We start from the raw sequence: 19,691 nt of genomic DNA on the forward strand, positions 1-19,691 counted from the left end.
AGTGTAGGGGTTTAAGGATTTAGGGATTTAGGGGCAACCACCCCTTACCCTTGCCTTATCCAAGCTCCAAAAAGCCGCGCACCCGTCGCGGCTTTTTTATTTTGGTGTATTTTTTGCGCTTTGTTTGCTGCAAACATCTCAGCGCAAGCGTACACTTATCCTTGTATGAACCAGACAGTTTTTGCCCAACCTTTCGAGCCGGTGGGTTGCGCCGTTTGCCGCGACAAAAGCTTATTGCCCTTTAACTTCACGATGGCCTTTCAGCCGATTGTGGATGTAGAGTTAGAGCGCCCCTTTGCCTACGAAGCCTTGGTGCGTGGCACCGATGGCGAAGGTGCCGCCACGGTTTTGTCGTGGGTGGACGATAGCAATCGCTACCGTTTCGATCAGGCTTGCCGGGTCAAGGCAATTCAATTGGCCACCAGTTTAGGCTTGGCTGCATTACCCGACTGTCGCTTGAGTATCAATTTTTTGCCCAATGCCGTTTATCGGGCCGAGACTTGCATCCGCGCCACCATGCAAGCTGCAGCAGAGTTCAAATTTCCGCACAATCGCATCATGTTCGAAGTGACGGAGGGCGAACCACTGAGCAATGGCGATCACCTCAAAGCTATTTTTAACGAGTACCGCCGCCAAGGGCTTATCACTGCGATTGATGATTTTGGTGCCGGTTATGCGGGCCTCAACATGTTGGTGCGCTTTCAGCCGCATGTGCTGAAGTTGGATATGGAGTTGATTCGCAACATTGACCAAGACCCAGTGCGCCAAGCCATTGTGTGCGGCATTGCCTTGGTGTGTTCGCGCCTTCAGATTGACATGGTGGCCGAAGGCATAGAAACTGCCGAAGAATCGCGCTATTTGCAGTCTGTCGGCATACGCTACCAGCAAGGCTACTGGTTTGCCCGCCCTGGCTGGGAAAGTTTGCCACTATCGTCATAAAAAAACCTGATACCCGTGTTTTCCTTCACTGCACTGTTGCAAATTTTCGGTACAGTGGAGGGGAGACACGATTTCCATCATTATTCACAAGGAGCATGAAAATATGAGTAAAAAAGTAGCATACGTCACTGGCGGCATGGGCGGCATCGGTACCGCCATTTGCCAACGACTGCACAAAGAAGGCTTCACGGTCATTGCTGGTTGCGGCCCCACGCGCGACCATGCCAAGTGGCTGGCCGAGCAAAAAGCGCTGGGCTTCACCTTCTACGCCTCCGTAGGCAATGTGGGCGACTGGGATTCCACCGTCGAGGCGTTCTCCAAAGCCAAGGCCGAGCATGGCAGCATTGACGTGCTGGTCAACAACGCCGGTATTACCCGCGACCGCATGTTCCTGAAAATGACGCGCGAAGACTGGGACCAGGTCATTGAAACCAACCTGAACTCCATGTTCAACGTCACCAAGCAAGTGGTGGCCGACATGGTAGAAAAGGGCTGGGGCCGCATCATTAACATCAGCTCAGTCAACGGCGAAAAAGGCCAGTCGGGTCAAACCAACTACTCGGCGGCCAAAGCCGGTATGCACGGTTTTACTATGGCCTTGGCCCAAGAAATGGCCACCAAGGGTGTTACCGTCAACACCGTCAGCCCCGGCTACATCGGCACCGATATGGTCAACGCCATTCGCCCTGATGTCTTGGAAAAAATTGTGGCTACGGTGCCCGTGAAGCGCTTGGGCCTGCCCAGCGAAATCGCTTCAATCATTGCTTGGCTGGCTTCGGATGAAGGTGGCTACGCTACCGGCGCTGAATTCTCGGTCAACGGTGGTTTGCACATGAGCTAAGCACGGGTTCGGCGTTTTAGCCAAACCACAAAAAACCCCGTACAGCGTGCTGGCGGGGTTTTTTTATGGTCTTAAAATTCCAGACTTCAGATGCGGCTGGGAGCGCGCTTGCGGTCGCGTTCGTCTTCGGGCCAAACTGCAAGGGTAGTGAAGGAGGTCATGGTATTTGCTCTGCAAAAGTGTCTGTGATGTACCTTCAACGTTGCTGCTGTGCAGGCCGTTGACAGCCTTGAACAAAAAAATAAGCCCCAAAAATGGGGCCTATTGGGGCTTGAGCGGTGCTTTGGCCAGGTTAGCTGTGCGCTTCTATCTGCTCCGACAATTCCAGCCAGCGCTCTTCTAAGCTGGCGATGGTATCGGTGCAGGTTTTGAGGCTACGGCCTGCTTGGGCAATTTCTGTCGGGGTCATGGGTTGGGCCATGCGCTGCTCTAGCTGCTGGCGCTCGGTATTGAGCGCTGCCATACGCTGTTCTACCTGCTCTAGTTCGCGCTTGAACGGGCGTAGCGTTTGTGCCAGCTGCTGGCGCATTTGGGCTTCTTGCTTGCGTTGTTCGCGCAGGTCAGTGGCGATAGCAGAAGCAGCTGGTTTATCGCTGGCCTTGGCCGCTTCGGTCAGTGGCTTGGCAGCTTCTTGTTTTGCGTCTTGCTTGGCCAGTTCACGCTGGCGTTTGGCTTCATCCAGCAGGTAGCGCTGGTAATCGTCCAAATCGCCATCAAACGGCCCCACCGCCCCTCGGCCTACCATCCAGAACTCATCGCACACGGCACGCAGCAGGGCGCGGTCGTGGCTGACCAGCATCACCGTACCTTCAAACTCGTTCAGCGCCATAGACAGCGCCTCGCGCGTGGCCAAATCCAAGTGGTTGGTAGGCTCATCGAGCAGCAGCAGATTGGGGCGTTGCCAGACAATCATCGCCAACACCAAGCGGGCTTTTTCGCCACCGCTCATGCTGCCCACGCTTTGCTTGACCATATCGCCATTGAAATTGAAGGTGCCCAAAAAATTGCGTAAATCCTGTTCGCGGCTGGGTTCTTTGCTCTGTGGCCCCAGTTCTTTGGCCAAGCGAATCATGTGCTCTAGCGGGTTTTCGTGCGGGCGCAGCACGTCCAATTCTTGCTGGGCAAAATAGCCAATCGACAAACCCTTGCCTTCGGTGATGCTACCGGCCAGCGGTGTCATGGTGCGGGCAATGGTTTTGACCAGGGTTGATTTACCCTGCCCGTTGGCCCCCAAAATACCAATGCGCTGGCCTGCCAAGACACTGCGGTTGACCTTGTGCAAAATAGCTGTTTCACTGCCATCTTCAGTACGGTAACCAAACGCAGCATCGGTGATGGCCAGCATGGGGTTGGGTAAATTTTGCGGCTCTTTGAACTCGAAAGTAAAGTCGGCATCGGCCAGCACTGGGGCGATTTTCTCCATTCGCTCCAGTGCCTTGACGCGGCTTTGCGCTTGCTTGGCTTTGCTGGCCTTGGCCTTGAAACGGTCAATAAATTTTTGCAGGTGGGCGATTTTGTCTTGCTGCTTGGCAAAGCTGGCCTGTTGCAACTCTAGCTGCTGGGCGCGCAGTTCTTCAAATTTGCTGTAATTGCCGCCGTAGCGCGTGAGTTGTGCATTATCAATATGCATGGTGACATTGGTCACGGCATCGAGAAACTCGCGGTCGTGGCTAATCACAATCATAGTGCCTTCGTAGCGTTTTAGCCAGGCTTCTAACCAGACCAGCGCATCCAAATCCAAGTGGTTGGTGGGCTCATCGAGTAGCAATAAATCGGATGGACACATCAAGGCGCGCGCCAATTGCAAGCGCATACGCCAGCCACCCGAAAAGCTATTGACGGGATGGTTTAACTCGGACACCTTAAAACCCAGGCCCAAAATCAGGGCTTGGGCGCGTGATACCGCATCATGTACGCCGGCATCGTGCAAATCGGTGTAGGCATGGGCAATCGCCATGCCATCGCCAGATTCTTCGGCTTGGCTTAATTGGACTTGGGCCTCGGCCAGACGGGTATCCCCAGCGACAACGAAATCGGTGGCCGAGTCGTCGGTTTCAGGCATGTTTTGTGCCACTTGGGCCATGCGCCACTGCGCTGGGATATTGAAGTCGCCACCGTCTTCGTGCAGTGAGCCATTGAATAAGGCAAATAAGCTGGATTTGCCAGCGCCATTGCGGCCCACCAAACCGACATGCTCGCCGGGATTGATGGTGGCATTAACACTATGGAGCAGAACTTTGGCGCTGCGGCGCAGGGTGACGTTTTTGAGAATAATCATGAACAGTATCAATAAACCTATGCGCTATTAAAAGTTAAAAAATATGTACCAATGTAGATGAAATTTTTCTAATTTATGGATTCAGAAAAAAGAATTTCTTTTCTCCCATCAAAATCAAGAGAAATTTCATCACTCATAAGTATTTTAGAATCTGTATCGGTCAGTATTTGAATTTTTGCAAAAGGCAGTTGATTTTCAGGAATTATCAATTCACCTGAATTAGGTATTTTATTAACTGCAAACTTTTGATCACTTGATTTTTTCGAAAGAATATAAATACTTTTCATGTCCGCTGAAAAATTCCATACTATTTTTGAATGGTTTCTTTGTATGACAATAAAATTTTGAGAAGAATTACCTTTATTTTGAATTATTAATTTTTCCGAAGATGAATCGTAGCTTGATTTTTCTACTAAACGACTCTGATTGTAATTTTTAATGGCTTTATTCAGAAATTCAACATCATTTCTGTTTTTGGCATCAACGATGTCAGCAAGGGCTAAAGAAAAAGGGGAATTTTTCAAAACCAACGGCGGTAAGTTAGACGAGTTATTTATTTTTTCTCTAGCTTCCCAAGCGCCCGTCAAAATCATATTGATGTAATCTATCATGTGAAAATCTTTTTCATCAATAATAAAAACACTTTTTGTGCTTTGAAGATAAGAAGAATAATAATGATTCCACTGATTTTTATAAATACTTAATGATTTCCAGTCATTGTATTGACCTTTTGCTGCTAATGCTCCAAAAATAATTAAGATAAAAAATCCTAAAAACCGAAAGAGGCGAGAATTTTCTTTTGTTATCAATCCATAAACAAAAAATGATATGGCCACAGCAAGACCAACCCAAAATGCAAATAAAATGCGTGGCCCAATCAAATGGAATGTGCCGTTTGTTATCGTTATAACAATGGGCAACATTAAACTGGCTGCGATAGCAAGAAAACGCAACCAATCTTGTTTTGTAAATATTTTTTTGAAGATAAAAATAAAAAAGATTATTTTTATAGCATAAATAAAGAATACAGCCGTTAAATTTTTAACTCCGTAAAAAGAGCCTAACATTTGGAAGAAATTTAAAAAAGACTCTTGAGAGCTTATGCCAACCAAAGTTTGGCCATAACCTCCCACTGCACTTCCTAGAATGAATTTGCGCCAAACTACATAAATACTACCAAGCACTATGAAAGGCCACAACCAATAAATTCTATCACGCCATCCTTTAAGCCCAGGCCAGAAAAATAATATTAGAGGCAATGGAACATAAAGCTCTTTGCACAAAGCGGCATTCGCATAAGAAAATGCAGCCAATGCCAAAAATAAAAACGAAAATTTTCCAGACAAAGCTTTCTGGAAAAAAATCATGCACAATAAAGACCAGAGCAAGCCGCTTGTATAATGCCCAAGCATAATAGAATGGGCCGCATGTTGGGCAGGAACCCCTAGAAGAAAAAATGCAGCTGCTATCCACGCAGGAAATAAACCAATCCAATTTTTAAGGAGAATAATAATGGCTACAGCACTGACTGAAATGACGCACAATTGCATCCAGTATAAAGCGGTTGGTGAAAATCCAAAAAAATGAAGCCCTATATCATAAAAAAAAGGATTCCACGGGGTGATATGTGCATACGTTTGCTTAATTAGAACCGCAGGATCAAAAAAATATTGCCACGGTGAATATGAAGAAGCAAAACGCAGATGTTCTCCATCATCAAAACCCCAATTTCCTTCTAAGGCTTTATGATGCAAAAGAAAAGATAGTACTATTAAAGATAGTACTGCAATTAAATATTTTCTATTTGATAAAAAATAATCTTCTAAATTTTTCATTATCAAGCCTTGAATTGCGTTAAAAGAAAAATTCCAGCAAAGATAAATAAAATTCCAATGCCTTTTTGTATGGAAAATAATTCGGAGAAAATAAAATTTCCCATAATTGCTGTTAAGCAAAAGGTGAGACCAGCCATAATTGGCGTAGCTGTACTCATTGCATTAACTTGAAGTACTTTAATGGTTAAAATAAAACTTAATCCATAAAGGGCAATAGCTGCTATAATCCAAACAGAAAAAAGTGAAGTAAGCCAATGTATTGATTTTTCTGAATGATTGCTTTCAATAGAAAACTTCATGCAAATTTGAGCCCCTACATTGCAACAGACAGCCAAAATTGCAAATAACCAATTATTCATGATTATTTTCCAAATTTTCTTTATTGTTAGAATTTTTTGTTATACGGCCTAAAGGGCGGAGCAAATAAATTGGCCGTCCTTTGACTTCTTCATAAAGATAGCCCAAATAATGTGCAATAATACCAAGAACCGCTAAAATAGCTGTTCCAAAAATGACAATCAAGAAATTAACTGTCGTAAACCCTCCAAGGGCCACACCTGAAATTTTTTGAATTAAACTAATAATAATTACAACAAAAGCAAGAGCAGCACTGCTTACTCCAATTAAAGTAGCCAAACGCAAAGGCAAGCGTGAAAATCCGGTTAAATTATCAATGGCATATTTAGCTAATTTCCACGTATTCCAACCACTTTGACCAGATTCACGCGGGGCTACGTCAAATGGAAGACGGGCTGTTGGATACGCAGCCCAAGAAACAAGCCCTCGAAAAAATCGGTGGCGTTCTGGCATAGCAAGCAAGCTAGTTATCACTTTTTTATCTAACAACTTGAAATCGCTGGATCCACGAAGGTTTACATTACCGAAACGATCGAAAACTCCATAAAATATTTTGGCAAACAATTTCTGCGATAAAGACTCTTTGCCTCGCTCTTGCTTCACAGCTTCAACCACGAAAAAACCTTTTTTCCAGCATTGAATCATCTCAGGAATCAGCGAGGGTGGATGCTGAAGATCGGCATCTAAAACAATCACCGCATCACCTTGAGCAGCTTCGAGTCCCGCTAAGATAGCCGCTTCTTTTCCAAAATTGCGCGTCAGTGCCAAAGGATGAATTCTATTATCTTCATGGGCCATAGCGATTATTTCAGCCAGGGTGTTGTCGGCTGATCCATCGTCTATCACCCAACACTCAATTTCCATTTCTTGGTTTTCACATTCAGAAATAATTTTTTGAACGGCATTTTTTATTCCTATGGCTTCATTGTAGGCAGGTATAATCAAAGACAAAATCATATTAAAATTTCATAACTTAATAAATATTTAACAATTACTTGAACCAGAGATTCAAATTAAAATAGCAGATGATTGGTTTTTGAATAATTTTCAGTGAAGAAAAATTTTTAATGATTGAAATCAATTGCTTGACTTATTTTTTAGTCAAAAAACGCCCGACTTTCATTCCGGGTTTTTCAATGAAAATAAAACTTAAAAAAGCTATTAAAATGGTTAACAACAAAGAAAGCCCCACACCTGCAAAAGAATCTAGCCCCAAGCTGTGACGAACCCACAGAATGATAGGAAAATGGCAAAGATAAATAGAATAAGAAGTTTCGGAAATAAAAAAAACAAGTCGATTTTTAATAGATGTACTGTTGATAGCTGCAATCATGAAATAAGTTAAACCCACTCCAGTAATAAAAATAGGGTTAAATACCATGTAGTAGGGCATCAGCATAAAAATCATAGACCCAAGTACGAAGCCAGTAATAGGGTTCCATGTTTTTAATTTTTCTCTGTGGCTATAAATCCAAGAACCTAAAATAAAAAAACAAATCTGTGAAAAAAAGTGATTTCCAAGAAAAAGATAAGAAAATCCAGGGTTGCTATCGGTAACTCCTGGAAACAAAAAATCAAATTTTCTTTGACTCGCAAAATAAGACCATAGTGATGAAAAGACAGCAAAAAACAGCACAGCAGGCCAACGTACAGAGCCTTTTAGTAGCCAAAGAATGAGCGGGGCTAAGGCATACCAAAGTACTTCTACTGTTAAAGTCCAAGTGACATGCAATACATCAAAAGTCAACAAAGCACTAGGAAATAATTGTTGCCATAGTACTAAATTGGCAAAAAAATAACCAGGGAATTGTAAAATTTTACTAATGTTAATGCCGCCAGAGACAAAGCCGATGGTTAAAAAAAAGAAAAGGTATGCTGGTAGAATACGAAAACTGCGATGAAAAAAATAATCACGCAAAGAGTGTTTTTGACAACTCACTGTAATTAAATAGCCACTGATAAGAAAAAAAAGTTGTGGGCCAAATTGCCCACCATAACTGCCTAGAAATGGAAAATTTCCACCAAAAGTATGTTGGGCATGGTGGATAAAAACAGCAGCAACTGCAATGCATCTTAATAAATCAATATTGTTTTGTCGTGAATTATCAAAAATAGATTTGACATTTTCACTGATATTAAATACAGAGCTTTTTTCCATAGGGCATCACTGAAGCATTTGTCAAAAAGAGTACGTTTTTAGTACTTCACCAGTCATCAGCAATACTTGATCTTCTCCCGCGCTGGTTTCTAACCAAAACACCGGCAATTGCGGAAAAGCGGCCTCAAAAAAATCACGTTCATTGCCAATTTCCAGCACCAGTACCGCATGTTCGCTCATTCGGGCTGGGGCGTCGCGCAACAGTTGGCGAATGAAATCCATGCCATCATTGCCACCAGCCAAGGCTAATGCTGGTTCAGCTTGGTATTCTGCTGGCAATTGGGCCATACTTTGGCTATTTACATAAGGTGGATTGCACAAAATCAAATCCCAAGGGCCGGGCAGCTGTGCTAAGCCATCGGATAATTGCAGGTTGATACGCTTTTCTAACCCATGTTTAGCAACATTGATTTGTGCTACTGCCAAGGCATCGGGGGAAATATCGGCCCCTGTCACCTGAATTTCGGGCCAAGCCATTGCAGCCAGCACGGCTAAACTGCCGTTGCCGGTGCATAAATCTAAGACAGTATGGGTATGCTCGCCCAACCAGTCGTCAAAACCGCCATTGGCAATCAGCTCGGCAATGAAACTGCGCGGCACGATGGCGCGTTCGTCAATATAAAATGGTACGCCTTGCAGCCAAGCTTCCTGAGTGAGGTAGGCGGCGGGTTTGCGGCTGTGGATGCGTTGGTTAAACAGGGCAGTTATTTGCGCTTGCTGCTCTGGCGTGACGGCTTGATGCTGTATGGCCTCGGGACCTTCAGTATCTAAGGGAGTGTCCAGCGGTAGGCCCAACTGCCATAGTACCAGCCAAATGGCTTCGTCTTGAGCGTTGGTGGTGCCGTGACCAAACGACACACCAGCCGCTTGTAAGGATTGAGTGCCAGAAGCAATCAGTGCGGCAATAGTGTCGCCTTTCATGACTGGGCCGCCACGGCTTGCGCCTGTAGATTATCCAGCGTGCGGCGGTAGATATTTTTCAATGGCTCAATATCTGCCAAGGCAATATACTCATCGATTTTGTGAATGCTGGCATTGGGCGGGCCAAACTCAATTACTTGTGGGCAAATGGTAGCAATAAAACGGCCATCACTGGTGCCGCCAGTGGTGGACAGTTCAGTCGTCAGGCCGGTTTCTGTCTGGATAGCCTGTTGTACCGCTTGCACCAGTGTGCCGGGGGTGGTTAAAAAGGGTTCGCCGCCCAATGTCCATTGCAATTCATATTCTAAATCGTGGCGATCGAGTACGGCATGGACGCGCTTTTTCAGACCTTCAGCGGTGGATTCGGTGCAAAAACGGAAATTAAAATCAATCACCACGGAACCAGGAATGATATTGCTGGCCCCAGTGCCGCCGTGGATATTGCTCATTTGCCAACTGGTAGGCTGAAAAAAAGCATTGCCTTCGTCCCAACGCATGGCAGCCAATTCTGCCAAGGCAGGTACGGCTTCGTGGATGGGGTTGCGGGCTAAATGTGGGTAGGCAATATGGCCTTGGATACCGCGCACGGTGAGTTTGCCGCTCAGTGTACCCCGGCGGCCATTTTTAATCATATCGCCAGTGCATTTGACGGAAGTGGGTTCACCAACGATGCAATAATCTAATAATTCACCGCGTGCCTTGAGTTGCTTTACCACGATTTTGGTGCCATCCACCGAGGGACCTTCTTCATCACTGGTGAGTAAAAAAGCGATATTCAGCAGGGGTTCTGGTGTGGCAGCCAGAAATTCTTCTACCGCCACCACAAAAGCAGCGATAGAGGTTTTCATGTCGCTGGCACCCCGGCCATAGAGTTTGCCGTCACGCTGCGTGGGTGTGAAGGGGTCGCTTTTCCATTGGGCCACTGGGCCGGTGGGTACAACATCGGTATGACCAGCAAACACCAAAGTTTTAGCGCTGGCAGCGTTGGCCGGGCGTTTGGCCCATAAATTTTTTACCCGAAAATGGGCGGGGCCGCTGTCCATATCTTCACAAACAAAACCCAGTGGGGTCAGGCGTTCGGTAATCAGTTGCAGGCAACCGGCATCTTCGGGGGTGACGGAAGGGCGCGAGATTAACGCCTCGGCCAGAGACAAGGTCAGGGACATGGATAAAAACTTAGAAAAATGCCACAGCGGCCAGCGCCAAGGTGCAGCGGTATTGCTCAGGTGCCTGGTGTGACATCCAAGGTAATTTCGGTGAAGGAGGGGGTATCGTCTTCTGCCGCCTGGTCTTGTTGCTGGGCTTGGGCGGCTTTGGCAGCCAAGGAGAAATCATTTTGCAGCCGCCACATCAGGTTGGTGGGCGAATCGGCATAGGCCAAACCTTCTTTGCGGTCAATGCGGCCTTCCATAATCAGGCGGGCCAAATCTTCTTCAAAAGTTTGTGAACCTTCGGCCATTGATTTTTCCATGGCTTCTTTCACGCCAGAAAAATCGGCTTTTTCGATCAATTCCGATACCAACTTGGTATTTAGCATCACCTCGACGGCGGGCACGCGGGCACCGGCAGAGGTACGCACCAAGCGTTGCGTGACCACGGCCTTGAGGGCTGAGGATAAATCACTCAACATAGTGGCACGCACTTCAACTGGGTAGAAACTCAAAATCCGGTTCAGGGCGTGGTAACTGTTGTTGCCGTGCAAAGTGGCCAAGCACAAATGGCCCGATTGGGCGTAGGCAATGGCTGCTGACATAGATTCGCGGTCGCGGATTTCGCCAATCAAAATCACATCGGGGGCTTGGCGCAGCGCATTTTTGAGCGCAATTTGCATGGATTGGGTATCGCTGCCCACTTCACGCTGGTTGACGATGGATTTTTTGTTGCGAAACTGAAACTCTACCGGGTCTTCAATCGTCAGGATGTGGCCGGTTTGTAGGCCATTGCGCTTGTCAATCATGGCCGCCAGCGTGGTGCTTTTGCCCGAGCCAGTGGCCCCAACCACCAGCACCAACCCGCGTTTTTCCATAATCAAATCACCCAAAATGGGTGGCAGGTTCAGGTCTGCTAGTTGGGGGACTTCTTGGGCAATAAAGCGAATAACCACGGCATAACTGCCGCGTTGGCGCATGGCACTGACCCGAAAACGCCCGACACCCGCAATCGGCACGCCCATATTAAGCTCGCCGGTTTCTTGTAACTCTTCAATGCGCTCAGGAGCCACCACCTCGGACAACAAATTGCGCGGCGCATCGGGCGGCAGAATTTGGTTGTTGATAGGGATGCACTCGCCATTGATTTTGATGAGTGCTGGCGCATTGGCCGAGAGGTAAATATCCGATGCTTTTTTCTCGGCCATCAGGCGCAGAATGCGCTCCATCGTACTCATGGGCAAATCCGCAAAAGGTGGTGGTATGGGTGTGCGAGGGCCATCGCGGCGCTTAGTCGCGCAGCAAGTCGTTCAAGCTGGTTTTGGCGCGGGTTTGGGCATCGACGCGCTTGACGATGATGGCGGCATACAGGCTGTATTTGCCGTCGTCTTTAGGCAGGCTGCCCGAGATAACCACCGAACCGGCAGGTACGCGGCCATAGCTGATTTCGCCGGTGGCGCGGTCGTAAATGGGGGTACTTTGGCCGATATACACGCCCATGCTGATGACGGAGTTTTCTTCGACAATCACGCCTTCGACCACTTCGGAGCGTGCGCCGATGAAACAGTTGTCTTCGATGATGGTTGGATTGGCTTGCAGGGGTTCTAACACGCCACCCAAACCGACACCGCCGGATAGATGCACGTTTTTACCCACTTGGGCGCAGGAGCCGACGGTGGCCCAAGTGTCCACCATTGTGCCCTCATCCACATAAGCGCCGATATTGACGTAAGAGGGCATCAGGATGGCACCCTTGGCAATAAAGCTGCCACGGCGGGCCACGGCGGGGGGCACCACGCGCACGCCAGTGGCGGCGATGTCAGACTCGCTCATGCCTTCGTACTTGGTGGGCACTTTGTCGAAAAAGTTGAGCGCACCCGATTGCATGAGTACGTTGTCTTTCAGGCGGAAGGACAACAGCACCGCTTTTTTAATCCACTGGTGGACTGTCCACTGGCCCACGCCCTCGCGCGTGGCAACGCGCAATTGGCCGTCGTTGAGTTGTGCAATCACATGCTCGACGGCATCGCGTACTTCAGCTGGGGCCACAGCGGGCGAGAGGTTGGCGCGGTTGTCCCAAGCGGCTTCGATGATGGTTTGCAGTTGTTGGCTCATGGTGAATCTTTTAAATCTTAGGGATTGGATTGGATAAATTGAACGATGCGCTGGGCGGCCTCTAGGCATTCGGCGGTTTCGGCCACCAAGGCCATGCGAATGCGCCCTTGGCCGGGGTTGAAGCCTTGGGCTGCGCGCGCCAAGTAGCTACCGGGCAAAACCGTGACATTGTATTGAGCCAGCAATTCGCGTGCGAAGTCGGTGTCGCTGCCATTCCAGCGCGCTGGCACTGCGGCCCAAAGGTAAAAACCGGCATCGGGCAGGGCGACCTCCATCACGCTGGCCAGCAGCGGCGTGACTTGGGCAAACTTGGCACGGTATTGGGCGCGGTTGTCGATGACGTGTTGTTCATCGTTCCAAGCGGCGATGCTGGCGCTTTGCACTACGGGGCTCATGGCGCTGCCGTGGTAGGTGCGATAGAGCAAAAATTGTTGCAAGATGGCGGCATCACCGGCAACAAAGCCGCTACGCAGGCCGGGTACGTTGCTGCGCTTAGACAGGCTGGTAAAGGCTACTAGGCGTTCAAAGCCGGTGCGGCCCAGTTGCGTGGCTGCTTCTAGGCCGCCAAGGGGCGGCTCGTCGCGGAAATAGATTTCGCTGTAGCACTCGTCCGAGGCAATGGTAAAGCCGTAGCGGTCGCTCAGGGCGAACAGTTTGCGCCACTCGTCCAGCGGCATCACGGCCCCAGTGGGGTTGCCGGGCGAGCAGACGTAGAGCAGTTGGGTGCGTTCCCAAACCTCTGGCGGCACGCTGTCCCAATCGACGGCAAAGTTGCGGGCCGGGTCGCTGGGGGCGTAGTACGGTGTCGCACCGGCCAACAGGGCTGCGCCTTCGTAGATTTGGTAAAACGGATTCGGGCAGACGACCGTGGCACCGGCGCGCGTGGGGTCTATCACGGTTTGGGCAAAGGCAAACAGCGCTTCGCGCGTACCATTGACCGACAGCACCTGTGTGGCCGGGTGGACTTGCACGCCATAGCGCCGTTGCAGCCAGTCGGCACAGGCTTGGCGCAGTGCGGGGGTGCCGGTGGTGGCCGGGTAACCCGCTAAGCCGCTGCCCAGCGCTTCGGTCAGGGCTTGCTTGACCAGCTCGGGGGCGGCGTGTTTTGGCTCGCCAATGCCTAAGCTGATGGGCGTATAGGCCGGGTTGGGGGTAATGGGGGCGAAAAGTTCGCGCAGCCGCTCAAACGGGTAGGGCTGCAGACGCGAGAGCAAGGGGTTCATAGCCTTGGATTATCGGACATTTGGCATCCTTACATAGCGCTTGTGGTTCGCCCTGCACCCGTTACCAACGCTGCAACAGCGCATCGACTGCTTCGGTGTAATCGGCCGTGGCGCGGCTTTTGGGGGCAAAATAGCGCAGTGGTTGGCCAGCGGCAAAAGCCTCGGCCACCCGAATATCGTTGCGAATGCCGGGCAACATGCGGCCACGGCCAAATTGCTGGCCCAATCCTTCGGTCACTTGGCGGTGCAAGTTGACCCGAGTGTCTAACATCACCGGCAAAAAGCCCAGCACGCGCAGATTTTCGTTGCTGCCCCGGCTGGCAATTTTGAACAGTACCCGGGCCAGTTGGCGCACGCCTTCTCCGGCTAAGAAATGCGGCACAAAGGGGATGAGTACCCTATCGGCTGCACACAAAGCGTTGAGCAGCAAAGCATCCAGCGAGGGCGGGGTGTCTAACACGATGGTGTCGTAGGCTTGGGCCAAACCACTTTGCTGCAAAGCATCGCGCAGTAATAACTCGCCCACTTGGCCTGAGCCATGCTCAAACAGCGGGTCGCCGGGGATGAGGTCTAGGCCCGGCCAAGCGGTGGGCAGCACAGCAGCCTCTAGCGGGTGGCGGCCGGCCATAAAGCCATGCAAGGTGGGGGCATCGCGCGCTACCGTGATGCCTACGCCATAGGCGCAGTGCGCTTGGGTGTCCATGTCTATCAGCAGCACCCGCTGGCCTCGGGCGTGCAGTTCGGCGGCAATGTTGACAGCGCTGGAGGATTTGCCAGTGCCGCCTTTGCGGTTGCTGATGATGAGGGTACGGGCCATGATAGTGCTGCTTGCCTTGAACGCAGTGAGCGTGTTGAGAACTTAGAACTAGAACAGTTCAATCTTGGGACGGTCGTTGGTGGCGGCACCAGCGGTGGGGGTGGTGCCCATCGCCGCTTGGTGGGCATCAATTTGGCTTTGCATGACGTAGCTCTTGATATGCGCTTCTAAGCGCTCTTTGAGGGTGGTCATGGTGGCGGGGTCCCAAGGGTGGTCAATCAGCTGGTCGGTCATGCTTTGCAGATGCTGGTCTAGCTCAATCATGGCGGCCTGTACATGCTCTACCCGTTGGCGTAGCACATCATGAAACTGCATATGGCCCATTGCTTCGGTCAGGCACAGCGAGATGGAACTGTGCCCACGGTCCACACCGGCAATGATTTGTTCCATGTGCTGAGAAGCCTCGGCAAAGCGCTCTTGCATTTGCTCAATGTCGGTCAGAACATGGCGCATATTGCTGGTAGAAGCATGGCGCTGGTTCACATCTACGGCCTGGGCCAACTCGCTATCAATGCCATCGGTAACGGCAGCAATGCGTTGGGCAATTTCTTTGGCAGCGGAGGCGGTGCGGGTAGAAAGCAGCCGGATTTCTGCCGCTACTACCGCAAACCCCTTGCCACTGGGGCCAGCGCGGGCAGCCTCGATGGTGGCGTTGATGGCCAGAAAGTTGGTTTGCTGTGCCACATTGGTAATCACATCCACCAAACCAGACAGCTGTTTGACTTCTTGCAGCCGCTGAATGCGTTCGACATTGCTGGTTTCATCCTGCTCTTGTTTTTCGACAAACATTTTGAGGATGGCACCCAATTGGCGGTCAATCAGTACCTTGTCATGGAATACCTGCGTGATCTCTGCGCCTTGTTGCTGCGATGAAGCAATGCGCTCTACCTGCTCTTGCGAAGCGGCGTGCATTTGGTCGAGCAGGCTAATCAGCGCCACTACGCCTTCTTCGGCCTGATGCAAAGCCCCTTCTAACTGGCCACGCATCACGCTCAGGTAAGGCACCACGGCGCGAATTTCTTCAGCAGCGACCGCTACCGGCATACGCTGGCCATGACCAGCACCAGCGTACCCGTCGGGGCCTTGGCGTTGGTGCCAGCGGTTCCAAGCCCAATGCAGGGCTGCACCCAAGCCCATACTGGCCAAACTGCTGGACAGCACCCAGAGCCACGGCCCCGATAGCCACAGCACCACGAAAGAGACCAACACCGCCGCAATAACCGACGAAACCAGTGCATATCCGAAAGCAGACGACGATGTATGAACTCCCACGGTTCAACTCCTTCAGCTGGCTCAAGCGCCGGGCAGAACTTGTTTGACGATGCGTACCAAGTCAGGCCCCGAGACGGGTTTGACCAGCCAGCCGGTAGCGCCGAGTTTTTTGCTTTCGTCGCGTTTTTTGGGGTCACTCTCGGTAGTGAGGGTCAGGATGGGAATAAAGCGAAAACCCGGTAGCAGCTTAATTTGACGTATCAGCTCCATGCCGTCCATGCGTGGCATGTTGATGTCGGTGATGATAAGGTTAGGCTTGAGGCCACCTTTGAGTTTGGTCAGGGCTTGTAGGCCATCGCCGGCAGATTCTACTTTGAAGCCGTTCAGCTCTAAATTCGATTTGAGGCTCATGGTCATGGTGAGCGAGTCATCAACAATCAGAATGGTTTTGGTCATGGTGAGTTGTTTGGCTTGAGGGTGGGCTTTTAAGCACCACGCGGGATAAAAATAGATTGAAGAAATTGCTGTAGCACTACATCGCTAGGCCAAGCGTCAATCGGCACTTGGGCGGCCAACAGTACCTGAATATTGGCCGGGTGTAGATGTTCGCAGGTGGATAAATCGGCACTGAGGCCGCCTCTTTTTTGCAGGCCAGCCAGTAGATTTTCGGCTTCTTCTACCCCGACAATGCCTTTGAGCAGCACTTGTTTTTTGCGAAATTCAATCGGCATCAGAGCATCTCCTGGATATTGAGCACCATCAGCACCGAGCCATCGCCCATCAGGGCCGAGCCAGAATACATACTAAGGCCCGCCAGTACCCCCGACAGTGGTTTGAGGATGATGTCGGCAGTTTCATGGAAATTGTCCACCAACAGGCCCAAGGTGGCATTGCCCACACGCACCACCAGCACGGCATATTCGTCGTTATTGTTGCACTGGGGCGGCGCTGCCAGCCCAAGCAGGCGGTTGAGCGATTTGAGCGGCACTACCCGGCCACGCAACACGGTAACCAAGCCTTGTTTAATCTCGCGCACCGCCAAACGGGGCACGCGCACGGTTTCTACCACCTTGTCCATCGGTACGCCAAAAATTTGGCCATCGGCCTCAATCGTCATGACGTTGCTCACTGCCATAGACAGCGGCAGCGACAAGCGGACGCAGGTGCCTTGGCCCAGCACGCTTTCTAGGGCAATGGCCCCATTGACGCGGTTGATGGCGGTACGCACCACATCCATACCCACGCCACGCCCGGACAATTCGGATACCACCTCAACGGTAGAAAAACCGGCCAAAAAAATCAGGTTGATGGCTTCTTGGTCGGTGATGCGCTCTAGCGTGGCTTCGTCAATCAGGCCTTTTTCGTAGGCTTTGCGCTTCATGAGGGTGGGGTCAATCCCTTTGCCGTCGTCGCTGATTTCAATCAGCACCCGGTCGGCCTCTTGGCGCGCAATAATTTTGAGCGTGCCTTGGGCGGGTTTGCCAGCCGCCAGCCGGACTTCGGGCAGTTCTAGGCCGTGGTCCATGCTGTTGCGGACCAAATGGATGAGCGGGTCGCCCATCGCTTCGATGATGTTTTTATCGGCGGCGGTGTCTTGGCCCTCTAGTACCAAGTTGATGTCTTTGCCCAGATTGCGCGAGGTGTCGCGCACCAAACGCGGAAAACGCTGAAAAATGAACGATACCGGCATCATGCGTACCTGCATGATGGCATCTTGCATTTCTTCGGAGATGCGGTTGATAACGGCGTATTGGGCTTTGATTTCGCGCGCTAATTCGCGCACGCCGTATTGGTTTTCGGCCCGGTTGGCCAAATAGGGAATGGCATTTTTGGCCACCACCATCTCGCCAATCAGGTTCATGAGTCGGTCAATTTTGACTTGGTCCACTTTCAGGCTTTTGGGGCTGAGGTGGTCGTCACTGCGGCGGCCCATTTTGGACTCGGTACTGCCAAGGTCTGGCGCTGGTGGAGTTTCTGCTGCTGGCGCTGGGGCGGGTGGGCTTGCTGCTGCTGTGGGCGCTGATTTTGGTGCTGGCGCATGGCTGCTGCCCATGCTAACCACGGTGGCCGTTTCGGGGGTGGCAAAGGCGGTTTCTAGCCATTGGGCCAAAGGCAAGGCTTGGCCTTGTTCTAAGGCTGTATTGGTAGCAGCCTCTAAGCTGGCGCTTTCGGCCAAACGCCCGGTAGCGCGCAAGCAAGCGGCCAGCGCACCCGAGACGGCCTTGAGCCGCCCAGCCAACCAAGCATCGGTATCGGGCAGTGCCAGCACCTCGCGTTGCACCAGCAACAGGTGGTGCAGTGCCTCTTGCGTGGGCAACGATGTTGCCACAGCGCTGGCCGTGGTCGCTGGCGTGGCAGGAGCCGCCAAAGCAGCCTCTGCGTCCTCTGCATCATCGGCCTGTTGTTGGATAAAGGCGTGCCAGTCGGGCGCTTGCAGGGTGCGTATCGACAACACCAAGGCTTGCAGTGCTTGCCAGTCTGGGGTGGTGCTTTGGAGCAGGGTATCGAGCCAGCGCAGTGCCGAGGCCAGCCACAAGCTGCTGTTGGACAGCTCCAGCATCAGGCGCACGGTGCGCGCTAAGCCCGCACTATCGCGTACTTGAACAAATTGCAGCGCATCGGCCACAAAATCTTCATAAACGGGGCCGCCGTTGGGGTCTCCTATGGGCAGGGCCAAACACAGCGCTGGGGTGGGCAAAATTTCAATTTGCTCAGGGACGTAACGAAAATGGGTTTCGATGTCACTGCGGTGGCCGACCACCAACAGCCCAAAGTTGAGCTGGCACTGGTAGGCATCTATCTCGGCCAAGGGCGGCCAAGGGGCGCGTGCCTGCATACCACCCCACAGCAAACCGGGGGTGAGTTTGGCTTGGTGCAGCGGGTCTTCACCCTGAAAAAAGCATTCTTCTGCCGGTTGGTAGCGTACCCACAGCACCGGCTCGCCCTCTTGCGCCCGTTGCCAAGCCTGCAAACGCACACTTTCTGGGATTTGCAGCAACTCGGCCGCGTTGGGCATGGCAGGCACTGGTGGCGTGCTGCGCTCGCTGGCGCTACTGCTGTGTGCCAATGGCTCGGCGTTGTCACTGTTGCCGTCGGGGGTAATGAGCTGGCGCAGACCAGCGGCCAAACGCACTGCCTCGGTGGCCATTGCGGGGTTGGGAGGCTGGTTGCTTTCTATGCCGTCGCACAGGCGGCCAATAAAGTCCATTGCATCCAAAAGGCGATCGGCCAAGGTCTCGGAGTAGCTTACGCGCTCGTGGCGCACCGCGTCCATCAGGTCTTCACCGGCGTGCAACACCCGGGTCATTTCTGGAAAATCAAACAGCCCACTGTTGCCCTTGAGCGTATGCACCAGCCGGAATAGCTGTGTCATCAGCTCTACATCTTGGGGCGCGCGCTCCAACTCCATCAATTTGGTGCCGATGCCCTCTAGCGCATCGCGCGCTTCGGACAAAAATTGCTCTAGCAACTCATTCATGGTTGGGGGCCTCCGAGTAATAAATCAATCGGGGCAAGTAATTGCTCGGGGCGCACCGGTTTGACCAAATACAAATTGGCTCCCGCTGCATAAGCCCGTTTGCGGTCTTGTTCATCCGCTTCAGTGGAGACCATAATAGCCGGTGCTTGCGGTAAATTTTGGCGGCGCAATTCGCGCAGAAAGCCATAACCATCCAACTTGGGCATGTTGACATCCACCAAATACAAATCAAACGGCTGTACCAAGGTTTTTTCTAGTGCTTCGAGGCCATTGACGGCCTCTTGCGTCGCATAGCCCGCCGCCTCGAGAATTTCTCGATGGTACATGCGTACAGTGGCTGCGTCGTCAATGATGAGAATCCTTTTCATG

18 protein-coding genes are annotated in these 19,691 nt (G+C 51.2%); 2 read left to right on the plus strand and 16 right to left on the minus strand.

Annotated elements, in window-relative coordinates:
* Positions 1-165 precede the first annotated feature (165 nt).
* Together PHX60_RS01585 and phbB are read left to right on the plus strand one after the other, a co-directional pair.
* The gene (locus PHX60_RS01585) at positions 166-939 is read left to right on the plus strand and encodes an EAL domain-containing protein (protein ID WP_300073727.1); all 774 of its coding nucleotides are present in this window, start codon (positions 166-168) and stop codon (positions 937-939) included.
* Positions 940-1,042: 103 nt separating this feature from the next.
* Positions 1,043-1,780 carry an acetoacetyl-CoA reductase gene (gene phbB / locus PHX60_RS01590; RefSeq protein ID WP_300073730.1) on the plus strand — a complete coding sequence of 246 codons (738 nt, stop codon included), beginning with the start codon at positions 1,043-1,045 and terminating at the stop codon, positions 1,778-1,780.
* A gap of 292 nt (positions 1,781-2,072) precedes the next feature.
* Here phbB and PHX60_RS01595 read toward each other — a convergent pair whose 3' ends face one another.
* The 16 genes from PHX60_RS01595 to PHX60_RS01670 form a co-directional block, all read right to left on the minus strand.
* The gene (locus PHX60_RS01595) at positions 2,073-4,058 is read right to left on the minus strand and encodes an ATP-binding cassette domain-containing protein (RefSeq protein ID WP_300073733.1); all 1,986 of its coding nucleotides are present in this window, start codon (positions 4,056-4,058) and stop codon (positions 2,073-2,075) included.
* 68 nt (positions 4,059-4,126) lie between these two features.
* A complete protein-coding gene (locus PHX60_RS01600; RefSeq protein WP_300073735.1) occupies positions 4,127-5,893 on the minus strand; it encodes a hypothetical protein in 1,767 nt (588 codons plus the stop codon).
* Positions 5,894-5,895: 2 nt separating this feature from the next.
* The gene (locus PHX60_RS01605; protein WP_300073738.1) at positions 5,896-6,252 is read right to left on the minus strand and encodes a hypothetical protein; all 357 of its coding nucleotides are present in this window, start codon (positions 6,250-6,252) and stop codon (positions 5,896-5,898) included.
* Complete coding sequence (locus tag PHX60_RS01610; RefSeq protein ID WP_300073741.1) at positions 6,245-7,207, minus strand: glycosyltransferase family 2 protein; 963 nt, start codon at positions 7,205-7,207, stop codon at positions 6,245-6,247. The genes PHX60_RS01605 and PHX60_RS01610 overlap by 8 nt, the downstream gene beginning before the upstream one ends.
* A gap of 133 nt (positions 7,208-7,340) precedes the next feature.
* Positions 7,341-8,408 carry an acyltransferase gene (locus PHX60_RS01615; protein WP_300073744.1) on the minus strand — a complete coding sequence of 356 codons (1,068 nt, stop codon included), beginning with the start codon at positions 8,406-8,408 and terminating at the stop codon, positions 7,341-7,343.
* 21 nt (positions 8,409-8,429) lie between these two features.
* Positions 8,430-9,329, minus strand: a complete 900-nt coding sequence (gene prmB / locus PHX60_RS01620; protein WP_300073747.1) for a 50S ribosomal protein L3 N(5)-glutamine methyltransferase — start codon at positions 9,327-9,329, stop codon at positions 8,430-8,432.
* Complete coding sequence (gene dapE / locus PHX60_RS01625) at positions 9,326-10,495, minus strand: succinyl-diaminopimelate desuccinylase (protein ID WP_300073749.1); 1,170 nt, start codon at positions 10,493-10,495, stop codon at positions 9,326-9,328. The genes prmB and dapE overlap by 4 nt, the downstream gene beginning before the upstream one ends.
* A 56-nt stretch (positions 10,496-10,551) precedes the next feature.
* Complete coding sequence (locus PHX60_RS01630) at positions 10,552-11,715, minus strand: PilT/PilU family type 4a pilus ATPase (RefSeq protein WP_300073754.1); 1,164 nt, start codon at positions 11,713-11,715, stop codon at positions 10,552-10,554.
* A 52-nt stretch (positions 11,716-11,767) separates the two neighbouring features.
* Complete coding sequence (gene dapD, locus PHX60_RS01635; RefSeq protein ID WP_300073757.1) at positions 11,768-12,592, minus strand: 2,3,4,5-tetrahydropyridine-2,6-dicarboxylate N-succinyltransferase; 825 nt, start codon at positions 12,590-12,592, stop codon at positions 11,768-11,770.
* A gap of 17 nt (positions 12,593-12,609) precedes the next feature.
* The gene (gene dapC, locus PHX60_RS01640; RefSeq protein ID WP_300073759.1) at positions 12,610-13,815 is read right to left on the minus strand and encodes a succinyldiaminopimelate transaminase; all 1,206 of its coding nucleotides are present in this window, start codon (positions 13,813-13,815) and stop codon (positions 12,610-12,612) included.
* A 61-nt stretch (positions 13,816-13,876) separates the two neighbouring features.
* Positions 13,877-14,632 carry a ParA family protein gene (locus tag PHX60_RS01645; protein WP_300073761.1) on the minus strand — a complete coding sequence of 252 codons (756 nt, stop codon included), beginning with the start codon at positions 14,630-14,632 and terminating at the stop codon, positions 13,877-13,879.
* Positions 14,633-14,680: 48 nt separating this feature from the next.
* Positions 14,681-15,904, minus strand: coding sequence for a methyl-accepting chemotaxis protein (locus PHX60_RS01650; RefSeq protein WP_300073764.1), 1,224 nt, complete (start codon positions 15,902-15,904; stop codon positions 14,681-14,683).
* A 21-nt stretch (positions 15,905-15,925) separates the two neighbouring features.
* Positions 15,926-16,300, minus strand: coding sequence for a response regulator (locus tag PHX60_RS01655; protein ID WP_300073767.1), 375 nt, complete (start codon positions 16,298-16,300; stop codon positions 15,926-15,928).
* Positions 16,301-16,329: 29 nt separating this feature from the next.
* The gene (locus tag PHX60_RS01660) at positions 16,330-16,575 is read right to left on the minus strand and encodes a hypothetical protein (RefSeq protein WP_300073770.1); all 246 of its coding nucleotides are present in this window, start codon (positions 16,573-16,575) and stop codon (positions 16,330-16,332) included.
* The gene (locus PHX60_RS01665; RefSeq protein ID WP_300073773.1) at positions 16,575-19,322 is read right to left on the minus strand and encodes a chemotaxis protein CheA; all 2,748 of its coding nucleotides are present in this window, start codon (positions 19,320-19,322) and stop codon (positions 16,575-16,577) included. The genes PHX60_RS01660 and PHX60_RS01665 overlap by 1 nt, the downstream gene beginning before the upstream one ends.
* A complete protein-coding gene (locus tag PHX60_RS01670) occupies positions 19,319-19,690 on the minus strand; it encodes a response regulator (protein ID WP_300073775.1) in 372 nt (123 codons plus the stop codon). The genes PHX60_RS01665 and PHX60_RS01670 overlap by 4 nt, the downstream gene beginning before the upstream one ends.
* Between the last annotated feature and the right edge of the window lies 1 nt (position 19,691).

The sequence above is a fragment of the Giesbergeria sp. genome, assembly GCF_028686475.1.
Lineage (GTDB): Bacteria > Pseudomonadota > Gammaproteobacteria > Burkholderiales > Burkholderiaceae_C > Simplicispira.